At 43.5% G+C, this 8,174-nt stretch carries 1 pseudogene; it reads left to right on the top strand.

The window, feature by feature from the left end:
* Positions 1 to 8,132, top strand: a pseudogene (locus NFR46_RS06370) (accessory Sec-dependent LPXTG-anchored adhesin); the annotation flags it as partial.
* Positions 8,133 to 8,174 lie beyond the last annotated feature (42 nt).

Raw genomic sequence — 8,174 nt, 5'->3', positions numbered from 1 at the left:
AATCGACTTCAACATCTGTTAAGGACAGTCAAAGTGCTTCTGCCTCAGCTAGTGCCAGTCAATCTGAATCAACTAGCTTAAGTGATAGTAAGTCAACTGCTGAATCAGTAAGTGCCAGTCAATCGACTTCCACTTCAATTAAGAATAGTGAGGAAACATCCAGTTCACTTTCAACTAGCCTTAGCGATTCAACTTCTAAGTCTGACAGCTTGAGCAAGTCACTTAGCAGTTCACTTTCTGCTAGCCAATCCGAATCCACTAGTCTTAGTGGTAGTGCATCAGTTTCAGATAGCTTGAGCAATAGCGCATCACGGAGCTTGAGTACTTCAGTATCCGACAGTGCTTCAAAGAGCGAATCCGTATCAGCTAGTGAATCGACTTCAACATCTGTTAAGGACAGTCAAAGTGCTTCTGCCTCAGCTAGTGCGAGTCAATCTGAATCAACTAGTCTTAGCGACAGTGCTTCCAAGAGTGAATCAATCAAGAACAGTGAAGATTCATCCTTAAGCACTTCGCTTAGTCAAAGCACTTCAAGCTCACTTTCTACTGATCAAAGTAAGTCAGTTTCAACTTCGATTAAAGAAAGTCAAAGCGTTTCTGCATCAACAAGTGCGAGTCAATCTGAATCAACTAGCCTCAGTGACAGTGAATCAACTAGTGAATCTGTTAAGAATAGTGAATCGACTTCAACATCTGTTAAGGACAGTCAAAGTGCTTCTGCCTCAGCTAGTGCAAGTCAATCACTCAGTACTTCATTGAGCGACAGCACTTCAAAGAGCATTAGCTTGAGCAACAGTAACTCAGTATCCGATAGCATTAGCAACAGTGCATCACGGAGCTTGAGTACTAGTGCATCAACTAGCGAATCTGTCAAGAACAGCCAGTCTACTTCAGACTCGATCAAGGATAGTCAAAGTGCTTCTACATCAGTAAGTGCAAGTTTAAGTTCATCACTTTCAACTAGTTTGAGTGAATCGACTTCAACATCTGTTAAGGACAGTCAAAGTGCTTCTGCCTCAGCTAGTGCCAGTCGATCTGAATCAACTAGCTTAAGTGATAGTAAGTCGATCGCTGAATCAGTAAGTGCCAGTCAATCAACATCTACTTCAATTAAGAACAGTGAAAGTAACTCAACTTCTGAATCAATTAAGGATAGTCAAAGTCGTTCATTGAGTACTAGTCTCAGTGACAGTGAATCAACTAGTGAATCTGTTAAGAATAGTGAATCGACTTCAACATCTGTTAAGGACAGTCAAAGTGCTTCAACATCAGTAAGTGCAAGTTCAAGCTTGAGTACTTCTGCTTCAGATAGCAAGTCCAAGAGTGAATCAGTAAGCTCCAGTGAGTCTACTTCTACTTCGATCAAGGATAGTCAAAGCGCTTCTGTCTCAGCTAGTGCCAGTCAATCTGAATCAACTAGCTTAAGTGATAGTAAGTCAACTGCTGAATCAGTAAGTGCCAGTCAATCGACTTTCACTTCAATTAAGAATAGTGAGGAAACATCCAGTTCACTTTCAACTAGCCTTAGTGATTCAACTTCTAAGTCTGACAGCTTGAGCAAGTCACTTAGCGGTTCACTTTCTGGTAGTCAATCTGAATCAACTAGTCTTAGCGACAGTGCTTCCAAGAGTGAATCAATCAAGAACAGTGAAGATTCATCCTTAAGCACTTCGCTTAGTCAAAGCACTTCAAGCTCACTTTCTACTGATCAAAGTAAGTCAGTTTCAACTTCGATTAAGGACAGTCAAAGCGTTTCTGCTTCAGCTAGTGCAAGTCAATCACTCAGTACTTCATTGAGCGACAGCACTTCAAAGAGCATCAGCTTGAGTAACAGCAACTCAGTATCCGATAGCATTAGCAACAGTGCATCACGGAGCTTGAGTACTAGTCTCAGCGACAGTGCATCAACTAGCGAATCTGTCAAGAACAGCCAGTCTACTTCAGACTCGATCAAGGATAGTCAAAGTACTTCTACATCAGTAAGTGCAAGTTTAAGTTCATCACTTTCTGCTAGCCAATCCGAATCCACTAGTCTTAGTGATAAGGCATCACGGAGCCTCAGCACATCACTCAGCGACAGTCAATCCTTGAGTACAAGTCTTAGTGGTAGTATCTCAAAGAGCAGCAGTCTCAGCGACAGCTTGAGTAGTTCATTGAGTACTTCATTAAGTGATGCTAACTCCAAGTCCGAATCCACTAAGGATAGTGCTGAAGCTTCACGGTCAACTAGTTTGAGCGAGTCAGTTTCAACTAGCGAATCTGTAAAGCAAAGTGAATCAGTATCCTTGAGTACGAAGGGAAGTTCAAGTCTTTCAACTTCACTTTCAACTAGTCTCAGTGATAGTACTTCACTCGGTGACAAGGCTAGCCAATCCTTGAGTACTAGTCTTAGTGATAGTATTTCAAAGAGCAGCAGTCTCAGTGATAGCTTGAGTAGTTCCTTGAGTACTTCACTCAGCAAGAGCGACAGCTTGAGCACTTCTGTAAGTGATAGGACTTCAACCTCTGACAGCTTAAGCAACAGTGCAAGTCGTTCACTCAGCGATAGCGTAAGTGCCAGTCTTTCATCAAGTCTCAGCACTTCCTTAAGTGACAGCACTTCCAAGAGCACCAGCTTGAGTAACAGCAACTCAGTATCCGATAGCATTAGCAACAGTGCATCACGGAGCTTGAGTACTAGCCTCAGCGATTCTGCTTCAACTAGTGAATCCGTCAAGAACAGTGAATCAACTTTAACATCCATTAAGGATAGTCAAGAAGCATCTGCAAGTGCTAGTGCAAGCCAATCCTTGAGTACTTCATTGAGTGACAGCACTTCAACTTCAGACAGCTTGAGCACCTTTGCTTCAACTAGTTTGAGTTCTAGTGAATCCGCATCCTTGAGCACTAGCTTGAGCGGTAGTCAATCCGAATCCACTAGTCTTAGCGACAGTGCATCACGGAGTTTGAGTACTTCAATCTCTGATAGTCGTTCATTGAGTACCAGCTTAAGTGATAGTTCTTCAACTTCACTTTCAACTAGTCTCAGTGACAGCACTTCACTTAGCACCAAGTTGAGTGCTAGTGAATCAACCTCAACTAGTCTTAGCGATAGCGCATCACGGAGTTTGAGTACTTCAGTATCTGACAGTACTTCTAAGAGCGAGTCAGTAAGCGCTAGTGAATCGACTTCAACATCTGTTAAGAACAGTCAAGAAGCTTCAACTTCAACTAGTGCAAGTCAATCACTCAGTACTTCATTGAGTTCAAGCTTGAGTGGTAGTCAATTTGAATCTACCAGCCTTAGTGACAAGGCTAGTCAATCCTTGAGCACCAGTCTTAGCGACAGTATCTCAAAGAGCAGTAGTCTTAGTGATAGCTTGAGTAGTTCATTGAGTACTTCCCTCAGCAAGAGTCAATCCTTGAGCACTTCTGTAAGTGATAGTACTTCAACTGCTGACAGCATTAGCAACAGTGCAAGTCGCTCACTTTCAACTAGTCTCAGCGATTCAACTTCCAAGAGTGAATCAGTAAGTTCAAGCGAATCAACATCAGTATCTGTATCTAACAGTGCTTCTGCATCCGCAAGTGCTAGCGCAAGTCAATCCTTGAGTACTTCACTTAGTGGTAGTGCTTCAACTTCAGACAGTTTGAGCAACAGTGCATCACGGAGTTTGAGTACCTCAGTATCTGACAGTACATCAAAGAGTGAATCTGTATCAGCTAGCGAATCTACTTCCGACTCTATCAAGAACAGTCAATCAGTATCTACTAGTCAAAGTGCAAGTTCATCCTTGAATACTTCAATTAGCAAGAGCATTTCAACTTCAGAGAGTTTGAGTGACAGTTCTTCAACTAGTCTCAGTTCTAGTGAATCTGCATCATTGAGTTCTAGCTTGAGTGGTAGCCAATCTGAATCCACTAGTCTTAGCGACAGTGCATCACGGAGTTTGAGTACCTCAATCTCAGCTAGTCATTCATTGAGTACCAGCTTGAGCAACAGTACTTCAATCTCAGATAGCTTAAGTGCTTCAGCATCAACTAGTTTGAGTACTAGTCTTAGTGATAGTGCATCAACTAGTGAATCAGTATCTGCAAGCGAATCAACATCAGTATCTGTGTCTGACAGTGCTTCTGCTTCAGCAAGCACAAGTGCAAGTTCATCCTTGAGTACATCACTTAGTTCTAGTGAATCAACATCTACTAGCCTTAGTGATAGTGCAAGTCGTTCATTGAGTACTAGTTTGAGTAACAGTACTTCAACTTCAGATAGTTTAAGTGCTTCAGCATCAACTAGTTTAAGTACCAGTGCTTCTGCAAGCTTAAGTACTAGCTTGAGTGGTAGCCAATCTGTATCCACTAGCCTTAGTGACAGTGAATCTACATCGCTTTCTGTATCTGCTAGTGAATCTACTTCAGTATCTGTATCTAACAGTGCTTCAGCTTCAGCAATTGCTAGTGCAAGTCAATCCTTGAGCACCAGCTTGAGTAACAGTGCTTCAACATCAGATAGCTTAAGTGCTTCAGCATCAACTAGTTTGAGCACAAGCTTGAGTACCAGTTTGAGTACTTCAGTATCAGATAGTCGTTCGCTCAGCACTAGTCTTAGCGATAGCACTTCGGTATCTGACAGTTTGAGCAACAGTGCATCACGGAGTTTGAGTACTTCACTCAGCGATAGTGAATCAACATCACTTTCTGTATCAGCAAGTCAATCAACAGCTTCAGTCAGCGCAAGTCGTTCATTGAGTACTAGTTTGAGTAACAGCACTTCTGTATCTGATTCCTTGAGCGCTTCAGCTTCAACTAGCCTTAGTGCAAGTCAATCAGCATCCTTGAGTACAAGTTCAAGTGCATCCACATCACTTAGTTCTAGTGAATCCGCAAGCTTGAGTACTTCACTCAGCGATTCAGCATCACTTTCAACTAGTCTCAGCGATAGTGCTTCAGTATCAGATAGCTTGAGCAACAGCGCATCACGGAGTTTGAGTACCTCTGTATCTGACAGCAGCTCAAAGAGTGAATCTGTATCAGCTAGCGAATCAACATCACTTTCTGTATCAGCAAGTCAATCAGTCAGCGCAAGTCGTTCACTCAGCACCAGCTTAAGTGATAGCGAGTCTGTATCAACGAGTGTCAGCGATAGTGCAAGTCGTTCATTGAGTACTAGTTTGAGTAACAGTACTTCAGTATCTGATAGTTTAAGTGGCTCAGCTTCAACTAGCGTAAGTGCCAGTGCTTCCGCAAGTTTGAGTACTTCAATTTCAGATAGTCGTTCACTCAGCACATCCTTGAGTGATAGTGAGTCTGTATCTACTAGTCTCAGCAACAGTGCATCACGGAGCTTGAGCACCAGCCTTAGCGACAGCGCTTCAACTTCAGATAGTTTGAGTACTTCAGCATCAACTAGTTTGAGTATAAGTCAATCCACAAGCTTGAGCACCAGCTTGAGTTCTAGTGAATCAACTTCATCATCAATTAGTGCTAGTGCTTCTGTATCACTCAGCACCAGCGATAGTGCAAGTCATTCACTTAGCATTAGCCTTAGTGACAGCACTTCAGTATCAGACAGCTTGAGTGCATCTGCCTCAACCAGTCTCAGTGCAAGTCAATCAGCATCCTTAAGTGCAAGCTCAATTGCATCAATGTCACTTAGTTCTAGCGAATCCGCAAGCTTGAGTACTAGTTTGAGTGGTAGTCAATCCGTATCAACTAGTCTTAGTGACAGTGCCTCAACCAGCTTGAGTACTTCAGTATCTGCAAGTCGTTCACTCAGCACATCCTTGAGTGATAGTGAATCCGTATCAACTAGTCTCAGCAACAGCGCAAGTCGTTCCTTGAGCACTAGTTTGAGTAACAGCACTTCTGTATCTGATTCCTTGAGTGCTTCAGCTTCAACTAGCCTTAGTGCAAGTCAATCAGTATCCTTGAGTACAAGTTCAAGTGCATCCACATCACTTAGTTCTAGTGAATCCGCAAGCTTGAGTACTTCACTCAGCGATTCAGCATCACTTTCAACTAGTCTCAGCGACAGTGCTTCAGTATCAGATAGCTTGAGCAACAGCGCATCACGGAGTTTGAGTACATCTGTATCAAATAGTGCATCAACATCATTGAGTACCAGTTTGAGTGGTAGTCAATCTGTATCAACTAGTCTTAGTGATTCCGCATCACGGAGCATGAGTACATCAGTATCTGCTAGTCAATCATTGAGTACCAGTCTTAGTGACAGTACTTCAACTTCATTGAGTATCAGCATCAATAACTCCAACGCTGCTGTAAGTCGGAGTCTTAGCGAATCTGCAAGCCTGAGTACTTCACTTAGCGACAGCAAGTCTGTATCCACTAGTCTTAGTGATAGTGCAAGTCGTTCACTCAGTACCAGTTTGAGTGATAGCGAATCCGTATCAACTAGCCTTAGTGCAAGTTCAAGCGCATCCTTGAGCACTTCACTCAGCAACAGTGCTTCAACTTCAACTAGCTTGAGTGATTCCGCATCACGGAGTTTGAGTACATCACTTAGCGACAGTGAATCCGTATCAACGAGCGTCAGCGATAGCGCAAGTCGTTCCTTGAGTACATCATTATTCGCAAGTGCTTCAACTTCAGTAAGTGCCTCAACCAGCTTGAGCACGAGTGCATCTGCATCACTCAGTGTCAGTGGTTCACAAAGCACATCTGCTTTAGCAAGTGCAAGTCAATCCTTGAGTACTAGTCTTAGAGATAGCGAATCCGTATCAACTAGTCTCAGCACTTCAGCATCTAACTCATTGAGTACTAGCGCCTCCGCAAGTCTTTCCGCAAGCGCATCAACCTCAGTAAGTCAAAGTGCTTCAACTAGTTTGAGTGCTAGTGCATCTGCATCACTCAGTGTCAGCGGTTTACAAAGCGCATCAGCATCCGCAAGCGCAAGTCAATCACTCAGCACATCCTTGAGTGACAGTGCTTCGAAGAGCTTGAGCATTAGCAACTCCAACGCTGATGTAAGTCAAAAAGCTTCAATGAGCGCATCCACATCACTCAGTGTCAGCGGTTCACAAAGCGCATCAGCATCCGCAAGCGCAAGTCAATCACTCAGCACATCCTTGAGCGGCAGTGCTTCGAAGAGCTTGAGTATTTCACTTAGCGATAGTGCATCACAATCATTATCCGCAAGTGTCAGTGCATCTAATGCAGATGATAAGAACAATAGTGAATCCCATGCTTCATTGAGCAATAGTAGTGCAAACGAATCAATCAGCAAGAGTATCAGTGCAAGTCAATCCACTAGTGCTTCAATCTCCGTAAGTGGTTCAGCATCAATGAGTGCTTCAACCTCTGCTTCAATTAGCAATAGTGCAAGTCTCAGTGATAGCGCATCACAATCATTGTCAGCAAGTGTTAGTGCATCTAATGCTGGCAAGAGCAACAGTGGTTCACAAACCTCAAACAGCAATGATAATGCAAGCGTCAGCGCATCAATCTCAGAAAGCTTGAGCAAGAGTGCTTCAACTTCTGCTTCAATTAGTAAGAGTGTCAGTGTAAGTGCTTCAGAATCATTGTCAATGAGTATTAGCACATCTAATGCAGTTGCTAGTGGCTCCATGGTTATCTCTAACACCACTTCAAATGACAACCCAGCATCACGGAGCTTGAGTGAAAGTGCGTCACTTAGTCAATCAGCTAGTGAATCAACACAACACAGTGCAAGTCTCAGTGAGAGCTTGAGTAACGCAGCAAGTGTCGGCGGTAGCAATGGTAACCAAGGTTCAACCAGCATCAGTAATGATAATGGTAACTACGGTAGCCAAACTAACAACGGTGCAGCTAATGCCAATAATGGTAATGGCGCAATCAACACTGCTAATAATGGCCTTGCTGGTAACAGTGGTCTCGCTAACCTCGGTTACGGCACGGGTGCAGGTCAAACCGCATCTAGCCTTGACTTCGGTGCTGCTGGTCTTACTGGCAACGGTGCTCTTGGTACCGGAACTGGTAATGTCGCCGGTGGTAACGGCAACAGCAATGCCGCTGCTAGTCAACGTGGTCACATGAGATTGCCACAAACTGGTAATGCCGGTAACGCTCAAATGTTAGCCGACCTTGGTTTCATCTCCGCAATGTTTGCTCTTCTTGGCATCACCGGAAAGAAGCACAAGGATGATAACAAGTAGTCGATTTAAATAACTAAACGCGAAGTAATCCGCGTAAGGACT

The organism is Limosilactobacillus agrestimuris, from assembly GCF_943193105.1.
GTDB lineage: Bacteria > Bacillota > Bacilli > Lactobacillales > Lactobacillaceae > Limosilactobacillus > Limosilactobacillus agrestimuris.
The sequence above is the reverse complement of the archived record's forward strand: the minus strand, read 5'-3'. Positions and strand labels throughout refer to the sequence as shown.